Below are 17928 nucleotides of genomic sequence, written 5' to 3'. Positions count from 1 at the left end.
GCGAACTCGCTGCCTTTTTATGTTTGTTGCTAGTTTACTTTGCCAGCTTTTGCGCCATAGCGGCTACAGCACCGGCAATATCCAGCATTTCTTTTTCGCCTGTGCGCCGGTTCTTGTATTCTACCTGTTGGTTATCCAGGTTACGCTCGCCAACGACGATGCTGTGCGGAATGCCCATCAGTTCCATATCGGCAAACATTACGCCAGGGCGCTCTTTACGATCGTCGAACAGCACTTCAAAACCGGCGGCAGTCAGCTCGTTATATAAACGCACTGTGGCTTCTTCAATCCGCACTGATTTATGCATGTTCATCGGAATTAAGGCGATTTGAAACGGTGCTATCGCATCCGGCCAGATAATGCCGTAATCATCGTGGTTTTGCTCGATAGCGGCGGCAATAATGCGCGATACGCCAATACCATAGCAGCCCATGGTCATGATCTGGTGTTTGCCTTCTTCGTTTAATACGCCGGCTTTTAAGGCCTGAGAGTAGCGATCGCCTAATTGGAAGATATGGCCGACTTCTATACCGCGCTTAATCACCAGTGTACCTTTGCCGCAAGGGCTGGCGTCACCTTCAACGATATTACGTAAGTCAGCAACGCTGTAGTCTTTGATATCACGGTCCCAGTTAACACCGGTTAAGTGGTAGCCGTCTTTATTGGCACCACAGATAAAGTCGGCTAAATGCGCCGCGCTGCGATCAACAATAACCGGCAGTGGCATGCCCACTGGCCCCAGTGAACCCGGGCCCGCGCCGATAGCCGCACGAATTTCTTCTTCGCTGGCAAACACCAGCGGGCTTTGTACCTGCGGCAGTTTTTCGGCTTTAATTTCGTTCAGTTCGTGGTCGCCACGCAATACCAGGGCGACCAAGGTTTGCGGCGCTTTGTCATCGGCTTTGGCGGCATAAACAATCAGGGTTTTGCTTACCAGCGCCATATCCTGTTGCAGCAGCGTTGCAACATCCGCCACGGTTTTGGCATTGGGGGTAGCAACTTCTGCCAACGTTTGTGTTGCGCCGGCGCGCTCACCTTTAGGTGCTAAGGCTTCGGCCATTTCAATATTGGCGGCGTAATCACTTTCGTCGGAAAATGCGATAGCATCTTCGCCGGACGCGGCCAGTACATGGAATTCGTGCGACATACTGCCGCCGATAGCGCCGGTGTCGGCCAGCACCGGCCGGAAATCCAGGCCTAAACGGTTAAAAATATTGCAGTACGCCTGGTACATGGCGTCATAGGTTTGCTGCAGGCTGTCCTGGCTTAAATGAAACGAGTAGGCGTCTTTCATTAAAAATTCGCGCGCGCGCATTACGCCAAAGCGTGGCCGGCGTTCGTCACGGAACTTAGTCTGAATTTGATACAGGTTTAGTGGCAGTTGCTTATAGCTGGTGATTTCGCGCCGCACTAAATCGGTGATCACTTCTTCGTGAGTTGGTCCCAATACAAAATCACGCGTATGGCGGTCTTTAAAGCGCAGCAACTCCGCGTCCATTTTGTCCCAGCGGCCAGACTCCTGCCACAGCTCAGCCGGTTGCACCATTGGCATTAATACTTCAATAGCGCCGGCTTTGTTCATTTCTTCGCGCACAATTTGCTCAACTTTGCGCAATACCCGCACACCGGTAGGCAGGTAAGTGTACATACCTGAAGCAACACGACGCACCATACCGGCACGCAGCATAAGTTTGTGGCTGATAACTTCGGCATCGGCCGGGATTTCTTTCATGGTAGATAGTAAGTACTGACTGCTGCGCATCGTATTCTCGTATGTCGTGCTAAAAAATTGCCGCCATTCTAGCAAGGCGGCAGGGGCAATTCTATTGGAGTTTTATCTGGTGTTTAATCAGTTTAGGGCTGACTTGCTGGTTATCTTGCATACCGCCAACGGAGTAGATATCGCCGTCTATGTCGACAAGGCCGCGCAGGTCCATTACCGCTGTGGTATCGGCCGCTTTAAGCCAGCGCTGCTCTGCTAACGAAAACAGCCACACCTTGCTGTCCGGCTCTGACGGCGTGCCATTATAGCCAATACCATTGTAGTTATACGGGTTAGTGGTTCCGCCGATAAACACCAGCATATCTTTGCCATCAATTTTAGTGTTAATGCCAGCCATACGGTAGCGTGCGGTACCGGTAGGGTGCGTTACGATACGCCAGTCGATTTGGTTAGCGTTATCGCCCACGGTGCCAAGGTAACAAGCCGGTTCACTTTTATATTCGCGCTTTTTATCGGCGTAGTATTGTAATGCCACACCATCACAGATCAGCATCTGGTTATCTGCCATGGCACCGGCTAAGCCAAATACCGGTTTACCAGGAAACGGAGTGGCCTGTGACCAGCGTTGGGTAAAGTTATCAAACACCTGTACCAGATTAACATTGCCATGGTCGCTCCAGCCGCTAACCAGATAGATATAGCGATTTTGATAGGTTAATGCGACAGCATCATCTACTGGCACCGGTATATCATTTAGCTTAGTGTATCTGCGGGTAACCGGGTCCAGCCGGTAGCTGTCAGCTGCTGTTTGTTCAGTGCCGTCGGCATTAACACTAAAACCACCAAACACAAAAAAATTGTTGTTTAGTGCTACCGCACTGGCAGCAATACGCCCATTTAAACGTTGCTGGCTTGGCACCGGTGGCAGTGTTTGCCAGCCAAATTCACCCAGCGTATGCATAAACACTTTATTGTGAATATCGCTATGTTGCTTAGCCGGGCCTATCCCCATAAAACTGGCAATATAGGTTTTGCCGCGTACCGACGTTGTCGCAACCGCATTATTGCTCACCGGTTCGGGTAAGTCAGGTAGCGTGCTGGCGGATAGAGCAACGCAGGTTGCTGCAGCTGCCAAACTACTCAGGTAGCTGATGGATTTCAGTAACATGGTTATGTTCTCCGTTTACGGTCCATTTAATATTGTAGTTATACAGTGTCATGCCGTAACTTTGTTCACCTTCGCGTTGTTTTTTATACGAAGGCCTGGGATCCTGTTTTAGCACCTTAGTTATAAATACTTGTAAATCAGGATATTGGCTTTGCTGTAGGCAAAAAATACTGGCTTGCTCAGAAAAGCTTACTGTCATCGCAGTATGCGGAGCCGCATCGGCAAAACCGCCGGCTGCGTCTGGCAAAGCATCAGAATAAGGCAGGTAGGGTTTTATATCGATAATCGGCGTACCATCAAGTAAATCAATACCACTGATTTTCAGCATCAGCCTGCCGCTTTTGCGCACGACGCCCTCTAGTTTAACTACAGATAACCCTACCGGATTCGGCCGGAAGGTAGCGCGGGTAGCAAACACGCCCTTACGGGCATTGCCACCCAAACGCGGCGGGCGCACCATCGGTGACCAGCCTTTATCCGCAGTCTCGTGAAATACAAACAGTAGCCACAAATGGCTGAAGCTGTCTATACCGCGCAAAATAGCCTCATCGCTGTAATCATTTTCCAGCACCAGATAGCCTGTGGCTTCAGGAATAAGCCCGGGCTGGCGAGGAATAGCAAATTTTTGCTTGTAGGGCGACTTAATATAGCCCACCACATTAAACTGATACGACGGCATAAACTCCCATGCTGACACTGAAAAAGGTAATGTGCGGTATTATGCTGCTTTTTGTCGAAACAACAAGTTAAGCAGGACGTCTAAATGTCTTTGACGCTTTGGCTTCAGATGCGGTAAAACATAGGCTGGTATGAATAAGGTATACACAACATTATGGAACGTAAGATCTTACTAACAGAATGCCCTGACTCTAAAGGGCTTATCGCGCAAATTACCAATATTTGCTACAAACACCAGCTTAATATTATCCGTAATACAGAGTATGTCGACCCGGTAAGCGGACGTTTTTATATGCGTACTGAACTTGAAGGAGTATTTAACGACGCTACCTTATTATTTGATCTGGACCGTGCTTTGCCGACAGGCTCAGAGCGCAGTTTAGTCAGTCAGCGCGCGAAACGGGTAGTGGTAATGGTAACCAAAGAAGCACATTGCCTGGGTGATATTTTAATTAAAGTGTTCGACGGCTCGCTGGCGCTGGATATTGCTGCTGTAGTGGGTAATTACCCTGATCTGGAGCAACTAGCGGCGCGGTTTGGCTTACCTTACCATTGTATCAGCCATCAGGGTTTAAGCCGCACCGAACACGAAGCGGCGCTGCTAGAGGTGATTAAACCTTACCAGCCAGAATATCTGGTACTGGCTAAATTTATGCGAATTTTGACACCGGCTTTTGTGGCACAGTTTCCAGAGAAAATTATTAATATTCACCATAGTTTTTTGCCAGCCTTCATCGGCGCCAACCCTTATCAGCAGGCGTTTGAACGTGGCGTAAAAATTATTGGCGCTACGGCGCACTTTGTGAACGATGATTTAGATGAAGGGCCTATTATTCAACAAATGGTGGCGCCGGTAGACCATAACTTTAGTGCAGAGGATATGGCCCGCGCTGGGCGTGATGTTGAAAAGTCAGCCCTGAGTAAAGCACTGCAACTGGTGGTTGAAGACAGGGTGTTTGTGCATGGTAATAAAACCGTGATCCTGTAATGGGTGATGTTACATTGCGGTGCTGTTCTTTGATATTTTGGCTGAACAAGCCCCAAGGATAATACTATGAGCCTGACAATACTTAGTGTGATACTGTTTTTTGAGTGCGTTAATGGTATTGGCATAACGCAGCAGATTATTTTTAAATAGTTATTTTTCGCTAAGGCCGGCGTCAGCCAGATCTAAGGTGTAGATATCGTCAATTTTATCGGCACAGGAGTGACTGACGCGTAAATCTTTTACCCGGCCATTGCGTAAACTGTACACCCAGCCATGAATAGTGAGTGGTTGACCGCGCTCCCAGGCTTCCTGCACAAAACTGGTATGGCACAAGTTGCGCACCTGCTCCATGACGTTTAACTCAATCAGCCGGTTTAAGCGTTCGCTGCCATCTGCAACCTTTTCCAGCTCGTCGCGGTGCATAGAATAAACATCTTTGACATTGCGCAACCAGTTATCAACAAAGCCGACGCGCTGCTTTGTCATAGCAGCTTTTACGCCACCACAGCCATAGTGTCCTACAACCAGAATATGCTTAACTTTTAGAATATCAATAGCATACTGCAAAACAGATAAGCAGTTCATATCAGAGTGCAATACCAGGTTAGCGACATTGCGATGCACAAACAACTCCCCTGGTAATAAGCCAACTATTTCGTTGGCCGGCACACGACTGTCGGAGCAGCCAATCCACAGATACTCTGGCGCTTGTTGCTCGGACAATTGCTTAAAGAAACCCGGTTGCTCTTTTTCAAGCCGGTCTGCCCAACTCTTATTGTTGAGGAACAGTTGTTTAAAATCTGACATACACTTAACCTGAAAAGAAAATCGCGCCACGATAGCCGATTTTAACTGCCTTTAGAGCGCTGACCAGCTAAAAATATTACTAAACCAGTAAATTACAGTTTACAGATAAAGTCGGATCCTACTGCTGACGACAGCCACTGACTGTGGCTATACTGTGCGCTATATTGTGGTTAAATGGAAATTTCTTGAAAGGAGTCAGCATGATACCCGTTATTCTGTCCGGCGGTTCTGGAACCCGCTTGTGGCCTTTATCTCGCGCCAAAAAACCAAAGCAATTTTTACCGCTGCTTAACGATAAAAGCATGCTACAAAATACCCTTTTGCGTTTGAAAGGTTTGCCAGACTTGGCTTCGCCCATAGTAATTTGCAACGAAGATCACCGTTTTATGGTGGCAGAACAGCTACGTGAAGTGTCAATGCAACAAGCCGATATTATTTTGGAGCCGGTTGGGCGTAATACTGCACCCGCTATTGCTGTTGCAGCACTAAAAGCATTGGTGGACAAACAAGACCCCCTATTATTGGTGCTGGCCGCTGACCATGCTATTCGTGACATTCCGGCTTTTCATCGTGCTATTGAATTAGCTACGCCGGCGGCACAACAAGGTAAATTAGTGACTTTTGGTATAGTGCCAAGCTGTGCACATACCGGATATGGCTATATTAGAAAGGCTGACCATGCTGAGGCAACAACAGCTGCAGAGGTGTTTACAGTGGCTGAATTTTGTGAAAAACCTGATTTAGCCACCGCCACAGGCTTTGTCAACTCTGGTCAGTATTATTGGAACAGCGGCATGTTTCTGTTCAAGGCCAGTAGTTTATTAGCTGAATTACAACAGTTCGCCCCTGAGATTGTGCATTGCGCAGAGCAAGCCTTACAGCAAGCCAGTAGCGATCTGGATTTTATTCGTCTAAATAAAGACGCTTTTGCCAACAGCCCGTCAGACTCCATAGACTATGCGGTGATGGAGAAGTCAGTTAATACCGTTATGGTAGCATTGGACGCAGGTTGGAGTGATGTTGGTAGTTGGGATGCACTGTGGGAGGTTATGGTTAAAGACGAGCGGGGCAATGCATGTCGTGGTGATGTAATGCTGGAGCAGTGCAACAACAGTTATATAAATGCTGAGGAACGCTTGGTTACGGTAATAGGCTTAACTGATATCGTGGTGGTGGAGACCAAAGATGCGGTACTGGTTGCCAGCAAAGCGCATTTACAAGGCGTAAAAAATATCGTTGCCAAGCTGCAAAGTTATGGCCGTATAGAAGTGGATTTGCACCGTGAAGTGTTTCGCCCCTGGGGTAAATATGACTCCGTTGATAATGGTACCCGCTATCAGGTGAAACATATTACGGTAAAACCAGGTGCCAAGCTCTCGGTGCAAATGCATCATCATCGTGCAGAGCATTGGGTGGTGGTAAGCGGCTCTGCTCTGGTCCGTAATGGTGATAAAGAGTTTTTAGTAACTGAAAACGAATCAACTTTCATTCCTGTTGGCACTGTTCATTCACTGGAAAACCCCGGCAAGATACCGTTGGAGCTGATAGAGGTGCAATCTGGCAGCTATTTGGGCGAAGATGACATTATCAGGTTTGAGGATAAGTATGGCCGCAATTGATAACGCACTGCGCTGTTTTAAAGCCTATGATATTCGCGGAAAGTTAGGCGAAGAGCTAACTGAGCATCTGGCCTGGTGTATCGGGCGCGCCTACGCCAGAGTCTTCCAGCCCGTTACAGTGGCATTGGGCTCAGATGTGCGTGCTACCTCTGAGTCACTGAAGCGCGCTTTGGCACTTGGCCTGTTAAATGAAGGTGTAAACGTTATCGATCTGGGTATGACCGGTACTGAGGAAGTCTATTTTGCTGCTCAACATCTTTCTATTGACGGTGCGATAGAAGTCACCGCCAGCCATAACCCTATTGACTACAACGGTATGAAACTTGTGCGGCAAGACGCAAGGCCGATAAGTGGTGATACCGGCCTGAATGACATTAAGCGGGATGCTATAGTTTTAATGGCAGAACCTTTTCCGCTGACCCAGTTTAACCGGCTTTGTCAGCAGGCAGACAGTACAGCCAGCTTCAATTGGCAGCAGTCAAGCTGGCGCCAACAGTCGATATTAGACGCTTATATCAATTGCATGTTGGGTTTTATTACCCCTGTATTACTTAAACCAATGAAGCTGGTGGTAAACGCCGGCAATGGTGCAGCTGGCCATGTGATTGACGCCATAGAGACGGTATTTTTGCAGACAGGGGTGCCGGTAGAATTTATCAAACTGCATCATATACCTGACGCCAGTTTCCCGAATGGTATTCCAAATCCATTATTGCCCGAGAACCGCGCGGCGACATCAGCGGCGGTTGTTGCCCATCAGGCTGATTTTGGTATTGCCTGGGATGGCGACTTTGATCGCTGTTTTTTGTTTGATGAACATGGTCAGTTTATAGAAGGATATTATATCGTCGGTTTGTTAGCGGCAGCTTTTTTGCAGAAACACCCTGGGCAAAAAATTATTCATGACCCACGTTTATACTGGAATACAGAGCATATTGTTACACGACATGCAGGTATCAGCATAATGAGCAAAACTGGCCATGCTTTTATCAAAGAAAGAATGCGCTTGGAAGATGCCATATACGGTGGTGAAATGAGTGCACATCACTATTTTCGTGATTTTAGTTATTGTGACAGTGGCATGGTGCCATGGTTATTAGTAGCGGAACTGATTTCAGTAACAGAGATACCGCTGTCGAAGCTGGTTGCAGATATGATTACTGCTTTTCCATCATCAGGTGAATTGAATTTTCATATTGCGCAACCGCAACTAGCGGTGCAAAGAGTTAAGTTACATTATATGGCGCAAGCCAGAAAGACTGACTTCACCGATGGTTTAAGCATAGACTTTGATGACTGGCGTTTTAATCTGCGTAGTTCAAATACTGAAAATGTTTTGCGATTAAATGTAGAATCGAGAGGGTGTAGGCTGTTAATGGAGCAAAAGACCGCAGAAATCATATCAATATTAACCGAGGCTGAATAGATTAAAGTGTTTAAGCTAAAACTATCTAATAGTTAACTTTATTTTGTGTGGTTAATTGATTATGCTTATGCGATGCAATATTAACGGAGAAAATAATGTCGATTTTATTAGATAAGCGTGAACTTAAAAAAGCGGCGAAAGAGCTTACCCTTGCTAAACTGACCGATGTGATTGAAATATTAAACAGCGTGTTGGCTGAACGGCAAAAAGAAGTTGAATTAATTGCCCAATTAGAGCAGTTAGCTAAGTCTCAGGGCTTTACGCTGGAACAGCTAGGTTACAAGCTGAACAATGATGTATTAGTGATTGAGGGCACAGAGCAGCAACCTAAAGCTGATAGACGCCCGACGAAGCCAAAGTTCAAAACGATAAATAAAGAAAGTCAGTATTTTTATGTTGAAGACGGCAAGCTGCAGTTATTGCGCACTCATACAATGAAAAAAGGCTTGCAGGAGCGAGGCATCGACGTAGTGCCTGTATCTAAGGTAGACAAGAAATACGCCAAACAAATTGATAGTCTTATTGTTGAGGCGACGGCTCAGGCTGTAGAAAATTTCAATGCGAAAGTTGGTGCCTGGAACGAGTGGGCTGCTGCTAATGCTGAAGAGATCCTGGCTAAGAAATAATTACCAGTTAGTAAATAATAGAACCCGGCAACGCCGGGTTTTTTTAATTAACTGCGCGATTATTTGCGCTGTGCATCAATTGATTGCCCATTCACCACAACGCTGCTATCACTCATCAGGTACAGATACAACCACATCAGATCGGCCGGAGTTTTAAGTTGGTTAATATCTTCGCCCGGGTAGGCGCGGGCACGCATACTTGTGCGGGTAGCTCCAGGGTTAATACAGTTTATTCGTATTGTGCTACTGGCATATTCATCTGCCATAACCTGCATCAAGCCCTCAGTTGCAAACTTAGACACGGCATAGGGGCCCCAGTATGCGCGGCCGGTGCGGCCGACCCCTGACGATGTAAATATAACTGAAGCATGTGCGGCATTTTTCATTACCGGCATTAATGCCTGAGTCATTAACATTGCTGCGGTCACATTGACCTGCATAATGTCTTGCCAGCTAGGTAAGTCAATATGCTCAAAAGGACTGAGGACGCCTAATATTCCTGCATTGTGGAGTACGCCATCTAGCCGGCCAAACTCGGCCTGTATCGTTGCTGCCATATCTTTATAATGCTTAGCGCTGGCGCCTTTTAAATCAAGTGGCACTATAGCTGGCTCGGCACCACCTTCGGCCACGATAGCATCGTACACTGCGGTTAGCTTTTTTACTGTTTTACCCAGCAAAATAACCGTCGCGCCATGCCGGGCGTAAGTGAGCGCGGCTTCTTTACCAATACCATCACCTGCCCCTGTCACTAAAATAACTTTGTTTTTTAACTCGTCTTTTGCTGGCTGAAAATTGTGCATAGATCCTCACCTGTTAGCGCAAAAACGGCGCAAGCATACGCGCAATTGCTAAACTTTGCATCTTTCTTAGTGGATTATGTATATTTGAGCTAGCGCTTTCTTTTGGTTTGGGTTAACTTTAACTGGTCGTAGCTGTTGCAGGCTATATGAACAACAGATTTCAAAAAAAGCAAGGTAAGCGATTGCTTTGCATATAAAAAATAAGAGTCAGGATAGGGGAGAAACTATGAACAAGCTTGCACTAAGTGTGGCTGTTGCACTGGCATTAGGTTTGGCCGGCTGCGGTGGTGAGTCGTTAGATGATATTAAGCAAGAAACGGGTGACAATACTGTAAAACCTTATTCCCGCGTGGTGTTTGACCCGGGTGCCGCGGTTCCTCGCTTATCTGTGCCGAACGATTTATTATTTCAAGGCACAACAGATGGTACCTTAACAACTGACGGCGGCAACACCCCAGATTACACTAATCCTCAGGTAGCACTTGGTGCGCTCGATGGCTGGTCGACACAAAATCCGTTTACACTGGCGGTTGATTTAGCGCCTGGTGCAGCACTGGTGCCAAGCTCTGTGCAGCAACCTGGTGCTGTTCGTTTGTTTGAAATGGTAATGCAGGATCCGCGTTCAACAGATAGTGAATGTGCAACTGCAGACCGTGGTTTTGCCTGTAAAGTAGTGTCTGAGCTGACATTTGGCCAGGATTTTATTGCTTCAGTCAGCGGCAACAGTATAGCAGTAGTGCCACTGCGACCGTTAAAAGCTGCTACTACTTATATGACAGTGCTGACGTCGCTAATTGAAGATGACAATGGTAATTCGTTGGCACCATCAACAACCTACGAGCTGGTAAAACAAGATGATGAAACCCGTCCTCTGGCGCTACCATCGCAAATTGCTCTACAAAGGCTAATTAATAGTTTTGAAGATGCCATTGCTGCCGACGGTGTAGACCGCGATTCTATTATTTATACTGCAGCTATGACGACGCAGTCGGTTGGCGTAGTGCTGTCGACTTTGAAGAACCTGATGGCATCACCTACACCTACTGGTTATGCCCCGGCAAATTTTGTGGTGCAAGACACCGGTATGACGGTATCTCAGCTGGGTGAGAATTTTACTAATCCTTTATTCGGCTTGGCGCGTTTGTATCAGGGTACAGTTAGACTGCCATACTACCTTGGTGCTGCTACTGCAGAAAACCCTACAGCCCCCCTGGTTGGCCGCTGGACAGCTCGTTGTGACAGCGGCGCTATTATCGCGGCTTTACCTGGCAGTATGAAACCAGAAACGCCGGTGTCGGAAAATGACGCTTTCTGTCAGGCCATGCCTGGCGGTTTACTACGAGACCTTGGCGTCGATGCCGCCCGTCATTTAACGAAGTTTAACCCTGTTCCTAAGATAGATAGCTATCAGCAGGTAGCGGTGCAAATGACAGTACCTGACGCCAATGTTGTGCCTATGCCAGCTGCAGGTTGGCCGGTAGTGATGCTGCAACACGGTATTACTTCTTGCAAAGAAAACATGCTAGCGTTAACCGGTGCTTTGTCTGCGCGCGGCTTCGCTACTGTAGCTATTGATCATCCATTACACGGCGCTCGTGGTTTTGGGCCTATTAATGCTTCGGGTGCAAGTTGTGGTAAGGCGGGCACGGCAACGGCCTATATGAACCTGCAGAATCTGCTGGTCACCCGCGATAACCTGCGCCAGAGCATTGCTGATATGCTGGCACTGCGCTTAGGCCTGAATTTTGTCCAAGGGGTGCAGTTAGATACATCTAACGTGCAGTTATTGGGCCATTCTCTGGGTGCTATTACGGCAACGTCGATGGCTGCTTTGGCAAATACCACATCGGGCAGTGCTCAGTTAGATGCGCTGTATCGTATTAACAGCACCGTACTGGCAATGCCAGGTGGTGCGGTAGCTAATTTCCTGTTTGATTCAGGCTCCTTTGGCCCGCTAGTAAAAGCCAGTATTTTACTCGGCGCAGGTGGTAGCACAGCTGAAAACTACATCAATTTTGCGACCCAAAGTCAGGGTTGTGGTGGTCCGATGGCTGCACCTTTCGCAGCCTGTTTTACGCCATTTACCGAGTTTTTGGCGCAATCGGGTAATACCGCGGCGCTTACAGCATTGAGTTCTGCGTTTTCGCAGTTTGCATTTGCAGCGCAGACGGTAACTGATTCGGGCGATCCAAATAACTATGCTCAGAGTCTGGTGGTGAGTGAAACCCCGGCCTATGTTATTGGAGTTGTTGGCAATGCCGATAACCTGCCAGATCAGGTGATACCAAATGGTTTTGCAAACCCACAACAGGCATTAGCTGCTGGCAAAATGCCACTGGCAGGCACAGAACCTTTGGTGCGTTTATTAGGTGCAGCCGCGGTTAATGCGACAGCGGGGCAATTTGCGTTGCCTGGCAATGCAGTTGCAAGATTTACTGAAGGCGACCATAGTTCTATCCTTAGCCCCGCCAGCAGTGGCGCAGCTACCACAGAAATGCAGATGCAGGCGGTGAGTGTCTTTATGACAAAAGGCGCTGGCGTCGTGGTAACTAACCCTGCTGTTTTACAACCGGCAAACTAGCACTATTGTGACAAATAACCAGCCCGGCTTGCCGGGCTTTTTCTTTTTTGAATTGTAGTTACAATGTGCAAAACAATGTTAAAGGAACATCATATTGGCTTTTTTATACGAATATGGCTTGTTTTTGGCCAAGGTAGTCACTTTTGTTGTCGCCGTGGCTGTTATTATTGGCCTGATTGCCGGCGCTGCTATCAGCCGTGCCAAACCGAAAAAAGGTCAGCTGCAGTTTACTGATCTTAGCGATGATTATCAGCAACAAACAGTAGAATTACAGCAACATCTGTTAGATAAGAAGGCCTTTAAGCAGTGGCATAAAGCAGAGAAAAGCAAGCAGCATCACAACAAGCCCAGGCTTTTTGTCATCGAGTTTAACGGTAGTATGGATGCACGTGAGGCTGATTCGTTACGGGAAGAAATTACGGCGGTACTAGCGGTAGCGACATCAGAGGATGAAGTAATGCTACGTTTAGAGAGTGGCGGCGGTGTGGTGCATGGCTATGGCCTGGCGGCATCTCAGCTGGATCGGTTACGTAAACATAGTATTGCACTGACCGTTGCGATAGACAAAGTGGCAGCCAGTGGTGGCTATATGATGGCGTGTATTGGCAGCAAAATAATTGCCGCTCCTTTCGCTATTGTCGGTTCAATCGGTGTTATAGCTCAGTTGCCTAACTTCAACCGCTTGTTGAAACAGCATAATGTTGATTTTGAGCAGTTTACCGCCGGTGAATACAAACGCACTGTCACCCTATTTGGCGAAAACACTGACAAGGGAAGGCAGAAGTTTCAGCAAGAGCTGGAGCAGACACATCAGTTGTTCAAACGTTTTGTGACCGAGCACAGGCCACAGCTGGATATAGATAAGGTTGCCAGCGGCGAGCATTGGTTTGGTTACCAGGCATTGGAATTGCAACTGATTGACAGTATTCAAACCAGTGATGATTACATTGTGGCCAGCTTACTACAGCGCCGTGTGGTGCAAGTGAAGTATCAGTTACGTAAAGGCATTGCTGAAAAAGTTGGCATGGGCTCGGCAAGCATTGTTAGCCAGTGGTGGCAAAAGCTGATGCAGCAATACTGGCTGCGCTGATGGATACCCGATTCTGGCATTACCGTTGGCAAAATAATGAATTGGGCTTTCAACTGGAACAGCCGCACCCATTGTTACGTCATTGTCTGCCAATGTTGTTGCGTGACCAACAGCAGGTGTTGGTACCGCTATGTGGAAAGTCACCGGATTTGGTGTATCTTGCAAAGCATCTGGCAGTGGTTGGCGCTGAGCTGTCTGACATTGCCTGCAATGCCTTTTTTGCCGAGCAGCAACTAGGCTATCAGCGGCAGCAGCAGGCGGACTTTGTTTGTTATCGCAGCGAGCGTATTAAAATATGGCAGGGTGATTTCTTTCAGTTAAACACAGCTCAGGTTGCTGGTTGCACACTGGTGTATGACAGAGCAGCATTAATTGCCCTGCCCACACCGATGCGGCAGTGCTATGTTGCTAAATTAAAAGCGTTATTGCCATCAGGCACGGAATTACTGCTGATTAGTGTCGAGTATCCGCTACATGAAAAAGCCGGACCGCCTTTTAGCGTTGACTATGCCGAAGTCCATCGGTTATTTGCCGGCGACAGTATCGAGCTTTTGGCAGAACTTGACCAAACCGGTAAGGGCTTTGCCCGGCGTCGTTTTGCCACCGGGTATTTACTGGAGCGGGCTTACCATATCACTCTAGACTAATGTATGAAGCGTCTTCGCTTAACGCAGGTGATGAAAATCAACGGTTTCATCTTTTGTACCTGCGTCTGCATCGTTAAACACATTTACATCAAACTCTTTTTCGCTTTTAGCGACAATGCAAGATACCATGGCATCACCGGTAACATTTACTGCCGTGCGTGTCATATCCAGCAAACGATCGACACCTATGATTAAGGCAATACCCTCAACCGGTAAACCAACTTGCTGTAGTACCATTGCCAACATGATCAAACCTACACCAGGCACGCCAGCAGTGCCAACCGATGCCAGGGTTGCAGTAAGAATAACCATCAGATAGTCGGATATTGTCAAATCAACGGCAAACACCTGTGCGATAAATACCGTGGCGACACCCTGCATAATAGCCGTGCCGTCCATATTAATCGTGGCACCAAGTGGCACAGTAAAAGAGGCAATACTGTTTTTTACACCCAGCTTTTTGGTAACGGCTTCCATTGTTACCGGCATAGTGGCATTACTACTGGAGGTGCTAAAACCGAACAAGGCCGCATCGCGCATTTTTCTGAAGAACATAAACGGACTTAAGCCGGTAAGAAGTTTCAATATGGTGCCGTAGCTTAGCAAACCGTGTAGTATTAACACCGTCAATACAACGGCAAAGTACTTCGCCAGACTGGCAATGGTTTCAAACCCGAGGGTAGTGAATAGTTTTGCCATTAGAAAGAAAACACCATATGGCGCCAGGTTCATCAGCAGTGTTACCAGGCGCATAATAACTTCACTAAGGTCGTTAAATACCTGCGACAAACGCTCGCCTGCTTTACCGCTTACAGCCATTGCCAAACCAAATAGCACAGCAAAAACAATGATTTGAAGCATGTTGCCTTTAGCCATTGACTCTATCGGATTGCTGGGGAAAATATTAATAAACACTTGCGATAAAGCCGGTGCTTCAGTTGGGTTAAAGCTGGCGTCAGATTGCATTTGCACGCCTTCGCCGGGGCCAACTAGTAAAGCGGCAAAAATAGCCAGACTAATCGCCAAAGCTGTGGTAATCAGGTACAAGCCGATGGTTTTTCCGCCCAGCCTGCCAAGGCTGCTGGTGTCAGATAGCGAACAGGTACCACAGACCAGAGAAACAAATACTAGTGGCACTACCAGCATTTTCAAGCTGGCAATAAAAACTTCGCCGCCTATATGCAGCAGGCCGTCAACGAAGAAAGCTTTAAGTGGGATTTCTAAGGAAAGGAAGTGCAGTATACGTTCTTCCTGGCCAGCCAGCAGCCATTTGAAGAAAAAACCGACCAAAATGCCGGCTACCATACCAATAACAATGCGTGCTGTTAAACCCAGCTTTTTATCTTGCGTCATAATAACTATAAGCGTTACAGGATTAAGAATATTGAGTAGCGTATCAGTTTAGGCTTTGGAAAGGCAGATTAGGTGGTTTTTTTTTTTCAAAATAGCTGTGACGTTTGCCAGTTTAATGGTTTAAGATACAGAATTAACAAAAACTATATAAAAATCAGCTTGGGAGAGTTTTCATGAGAAACATCCAGCAACTTTTTGTTGCGCTAATCGTTACTGTGCTGGCAGCCTGTGGCGGCGGCGGAACACTTGACACTGGTGGTACTGATGGTGGTGGCAATACAACGCCGGTATATTCGCTTGCACTAACGCTAACCGATACTGCGGGTCAGGCGTCTACGGCCTTATCTCAGGCTACTCCTCTTACCGTAACGGCAAGGTTAACTGCTACCAATAACGGCAATATTGCTAACCAGGTCATAGAGTTAAGCCTGAGTAACGACAGTTTGGCCAGTTTTAGTAATACCACAGCTACAGCGCTAACCAATGCCAGCGGCGTTGCTACGCTAACGTTACTGGTTGGGGGCCAAAGTGGTGCGGGCCAATTAACCGCAAGCTATGGTACGGTCAGTGCTTCTACTGGTTTTAACTCTGCTGGTGATGGCGGTGGCCAGGTAGATGTCACGGTTGGCTCAGTGTCACTGATTGCCGATACTTTATTGCTGGGTTCTGGCGCCGGTGCCAAAGTTGAATTAAGTGCCCTGGTACGTGATAGTAATAACGTGGTGTTGGCTGATATTCCGGTAAGCTTTTCCAGTGATTCCGGCGAGCTGATACAAATTGATGCGGCAACCGGCACCAATGGCGTTGCCAAAGCATCGTTAACGACACAAACTGACAAGAATGTTCGTGATATTGCGGTGACCGCCCGGGTGCAACAGCAAAGTTCAGTGCTGACCGTGGCTGTTGTTGGTACAACTTTAGAGCTAGCGGCACCTGCCTCAGTAGTGCTGGGCGATACCGCAACGATAGACGTATTTTTAACTGATTCGAACGATGCAGGCATTCAGGGTGTTGAGGTTGAAGTTAGCTCGGCGCTGGGCAACACCATCAGTGATACTTCACCACAAACTGCAGGCTCTGCCGGTAAAGCGTCATTTACTTATACCGCAGTCAATAGTGGTGCCGATGTTATTAGTGTTACAGCCTTGGGTGTAACCAATACCGCCAGTGTGTCTATTAGTGCTGATGCGTTTGCTTTTGTGCAAGCCGCTAGCGAGGCAGATCAGGTTTTAGAAGTTCACCTGAACACGCCTCAGCAATTAGGCGTAGAATGGTTGGTAAACAATACGCCAAACGTCGGTGAAATGGTTACCTTTAATACGACCCGCGGCGAAATTGCCGCTACTGCAGCTGGCTTAAACGGTGGTGTAACCTCACAGGGCACAACCGACGCGGATGGCAAAGCGGTTGCAGTAGTTCGTTCGCAATTTGCCGGCTTGTCTACCATTGGTGCCACCGGCGGTACTGGTGTTAATGCGGTCAGTGCGAAAAAGGTAATTGAGTTTGTTGCGGTGAACCCTACCAAGGTTGAGACCCAGGCCTTTCCAGCCCAGGTTGGCGCCGGTGAGTCTAGTGCAATTCGTGCCATAGTACGTGATGCCAATAACAACCCGGTAAAAAACCAGACTATAGTGTTTAGCCTGGATAATTCTGCTGGTGGTGTTATTAGTACCGGTACCGCCGTAACTAACTCGCAGGGTGTTGCCTCTACGGTGTTTACTGCCGATGCCAATACCGGTGCTGGTGTAGAAGGTGAAAACCTTATTGTAAGAGCCGCGCTGCAAAGCAATAACAGTATTTTTGATGAAACCGATATCGCTGTCGGCAAGAGAACGCTGTTTTTCCGCTTTGGTACCGGCAATACACTTACCGTACCGTCAATTAGTACTTTTGCTAAAGAATTCTCGATTATAGTTACCGACAGCTCGGGTAACCCGGTAGCGAACCAGCAACTTAATGTAGCGGTAGTGTCTGTGAGCTACCGTAAAGGGTATTGGGTTCCCTTCCCTCCGGCACCAGAAACCTTTAAACAGTGGGTTACTTCAGGAAGCAGGCCTCCGGCAGTGCGTATTGCCCCAGAGGAATGTGTCAGTGAAGATGCCAACTTTAATGGTATTTTAGATGGCGGTGAAGATATTAACGGCGATGGCCAGCTTACCCCAGGCAATATTGCTGTTGTTGAGCGTACGGTAACTTCAGATGATGCCGGTATAGCGGTATTCAATGTCACTTACCCGCAGGACGCAGGTGCTTGGTTGACAGTACGGCTGCAGGTCTCCGGCCTGGCTGCCGGTACTGAAAACGTCGCGTACCGTGAATACGACCTGCCGATGTCTGCTGCAATTCTAACCAACGAGAATGCTGATCCGCCGGCTAATCCGTTTGGTGTTCGTCAGAATTGTAGTGAAAAGGGCTAAGC

General features: G+C 47.6%; 14 protein-coding genes. 8 read left to right on the top strand and 6 right to left on the bottom strand.

Going from position 1 to position 17928, the window contains the following annotated elements; all coding sequences use genetic code 11:
- Window positions 1–34: 34 nt before the first annotated feature.
- The 3 genes from ACYVIC_RS17960 to tsaA all read right to left on the bottom strand — a co-directional run bounded on the left by ACYVIC_RS17960 (window position 35) and on the right by tsaA (window position 3570).
- Complete coding sequence (locus ACYVIC_RS17960; RefSeq protein ID WP_460862156.1) at window positions 35–1762, bottom strand: proline--tRNA ligase; 1728 nt, start codon at window positions 1760–1762, stop codon at window positions 35–37.
- 61 nt (window positions 1763–1823) lie between these two features.
- Window positions 1824–2891: a Kelch repeat-containing protein gene (locus ACYVIC_RS17955; protein WP_460862154.1), complete on the bottom strand. Its 1068-nt coding sequence runs from the start codon at window positions 2889–2891 to the stop codon at window positions 1824–1826.
- Window positions 2860–3570 carry a tRNA (N6-threonylcarbamoyladenosine(37)-N6)-methyltransferase TrmO gene (gene tsaA / locus ACYVIC_RS17950; RefSeq protein ID WP_460862153.1) on the bottom strand — a complete coding sequence of 237 codons (711 nt, stop codon included), beginning with the start codon at window positions 3568–3570 and terminating at the stop codon, window positions 2860–2862. The genes ACYVIC_RS17955 and tsaA overlap by 32 nt, the downstream gene beginning before the upstream one ends.
- Before the next feature lie 153 nt (window positions 3571–3723).
- Between tsaA and purU the strand changes: the two genes are divergently transcribed.
- The gene (gene purU, locus ACYVIC_RS17945) at window positions 3724–4557 is read left to right on the top strand and encodes a formyltetrahydrofolate deformylase (RefSeq protein WP_460862152.1); all 834 of its coding nucleotides are present in this window, start codon (window positions 3724–3726) and stop codon (window positions 4555–4557) included.
- 150 nt (window positions 4558–4707) lie between these two features.
- On the opposite strand, the gene can is transcribed toward purU, so the two are convergent.
- Window positions 4708–5364: a carbonate dehydratase gene (can, locus tag ACYVIC_RS17940; protein WP_460862150.1), complete on the bottom strand. Its 657-nt coding sequence runs from the start codon at window positions 5362–5364 to the stop codon at window positions 4708–4710.
- A 200-nt stretch (window positions 5365–5564) separates the two neighbouring features.
- Between can and ACYVIC_RS17935 the strand changes: the two genes are divergently transcribed.
- The 3 genes from ACYVIC_RS17935 (at window position 5565) to ACYVIC_RS17925 (ending at window position 9035) form a co-directional block, all read left to right on the top strand.
- Window positions 5565–6983, top strand: coding sequence for a mannose-1-phosphate guanylyltransferase/mannose-6-phosphate isomerase (locus ACYVIC_RS17935; protein WP_460862149.1), 1419 nt, complete (start codon window positions 5565–5567; stop codon window positions 6981–6983).
- A complete protein-coding gene (locus ACYVIC_RS17930) occupies window positions 6970–8409 on the top strand; it encodes a phosphohexomutase domain-containing protein (RefSeq protein WP_460862147.1) in 1440 nt (479 codons plus the stop codon). The genes ACYVIC_RS17935 and ACYVIC_RS17930 overlap by 14 nt, the downstream gene beginning before the upstream one ends.
- Window positions 8410–8504: 95 nt before the next feature.
- Window positions 8505–9035 (top strand): H-NS family histone-like protein, encoded by a 531-nt coding sequence (locus ACYVIC_RS17925; RefSeq protein ID WP_460862145.1) that lies wholly within the window; start codon window positions 8505–8507, stop codon window positions 9033–9035.
- A 59-nt stretch (window positions 9036–9094) separates the two neighbouring features.
- On the opposite strand, the gene ACYVIC_RS17920 is transcribed toward ACYVIC_RS17925, so the two are convergent.
- A complete protein-coding gene (locus ACYVIC_RS17920; RefSeq protein ID WP_460862144.1) occupies window positions 9095–9838 on the bottom strand; it encodes a YciK family oxidoreductase in 744 nt (247 codons plus the stop codon).
- Between the two features lie 226 nt (window positions 9839–10064).
- Between ACYVIC_RS17920 and ACYVIC_RS17915 the strand changes: the two genes are divergently transcribed.
- The 3 genes from ACYVIC_RS17915 (at window position 10065) to ACYVIC_RS17905 (ending at window position 14156) form a co-directional block, all read left to right on the top strand.
- Complete coding sequence (locus tag ACYVIC_RS17915; protein WP_460862143.1) at window positions 10065–12419, top strand: VolA/Pla-1 family phospholipase; 2355 nt, start codon at window positions 10065–10067, stop codon at window positions 12417–12419.
- Window positions 12420–12513: 94 nt separating this feature from the next.
- Window positions 12514–13509 carry a protease SohB gene (sohB, locus tag ACYVIC_RS17910; protein ID WP_460862141.1) on the top strand — a complete coding sequence of 332 codons (996 nt, stop codon included), beginning with the start codon at window positions 12514–12516 and terminating at the stop codon, window positions 13507–13509.
- Window positions 13470–14156, top strand: coding sequence for a thiopurine S-methyltransferase (locus ACYVIC_RS17905; RefSeq protein ID WP_460862140.1), 687 nt, complete (start codon window positions 13470–13472; stop codon window positions 14154–14156). Before sohB ends, ACYVIC_RS17905 begins: the two co-directional genes overlap by 40 nt.
- A gap of 18 nt (window positions 14157–14174) precedes the next feature.
- Here the strand turns inward: ACYVIC_RS17905 and ACYVIC_RS17900 are convergent, their stop codons facing one another.
- Window positions 14175–15509: a dicarboxylate/amino acid:cation symporter gene (locus tag ACYVIC_RS17900; RefSeq protein WP_460862139.1), complete on the bottom strand. Its 1335-nt coding sequence runs from the start codon at window positions 15507–15509 to the stop codon at window positions 14175–14177.
- A 173-nt stretch (window positions 15510–15682) separates the two neighbouring features.
- On the opposite strand from ACYVIC_RS17900, the gene ACYVIC_RS17895 reads away from it, so the two are divergent.
- Window positions 15683–17926 (top strand): beta strand repeat-containing protein, encoded by a 2244-nt coding sequence (locus ACYVIC_RS17895; RefSeq protein ID WP_460862137.1) that lies wholly within the window; start codon window positions 15683–15685, stop codon window positions 17924–17926.
- Window positions 17927–17928 lie beyond the last annotated feature (2 nt).

This window comes from Rheinheimera gaetbuli (genome assembly GCF_054781935.1).
This window is presented reverse-complemented; position numbering and strand designations above follow the sequence as displayed.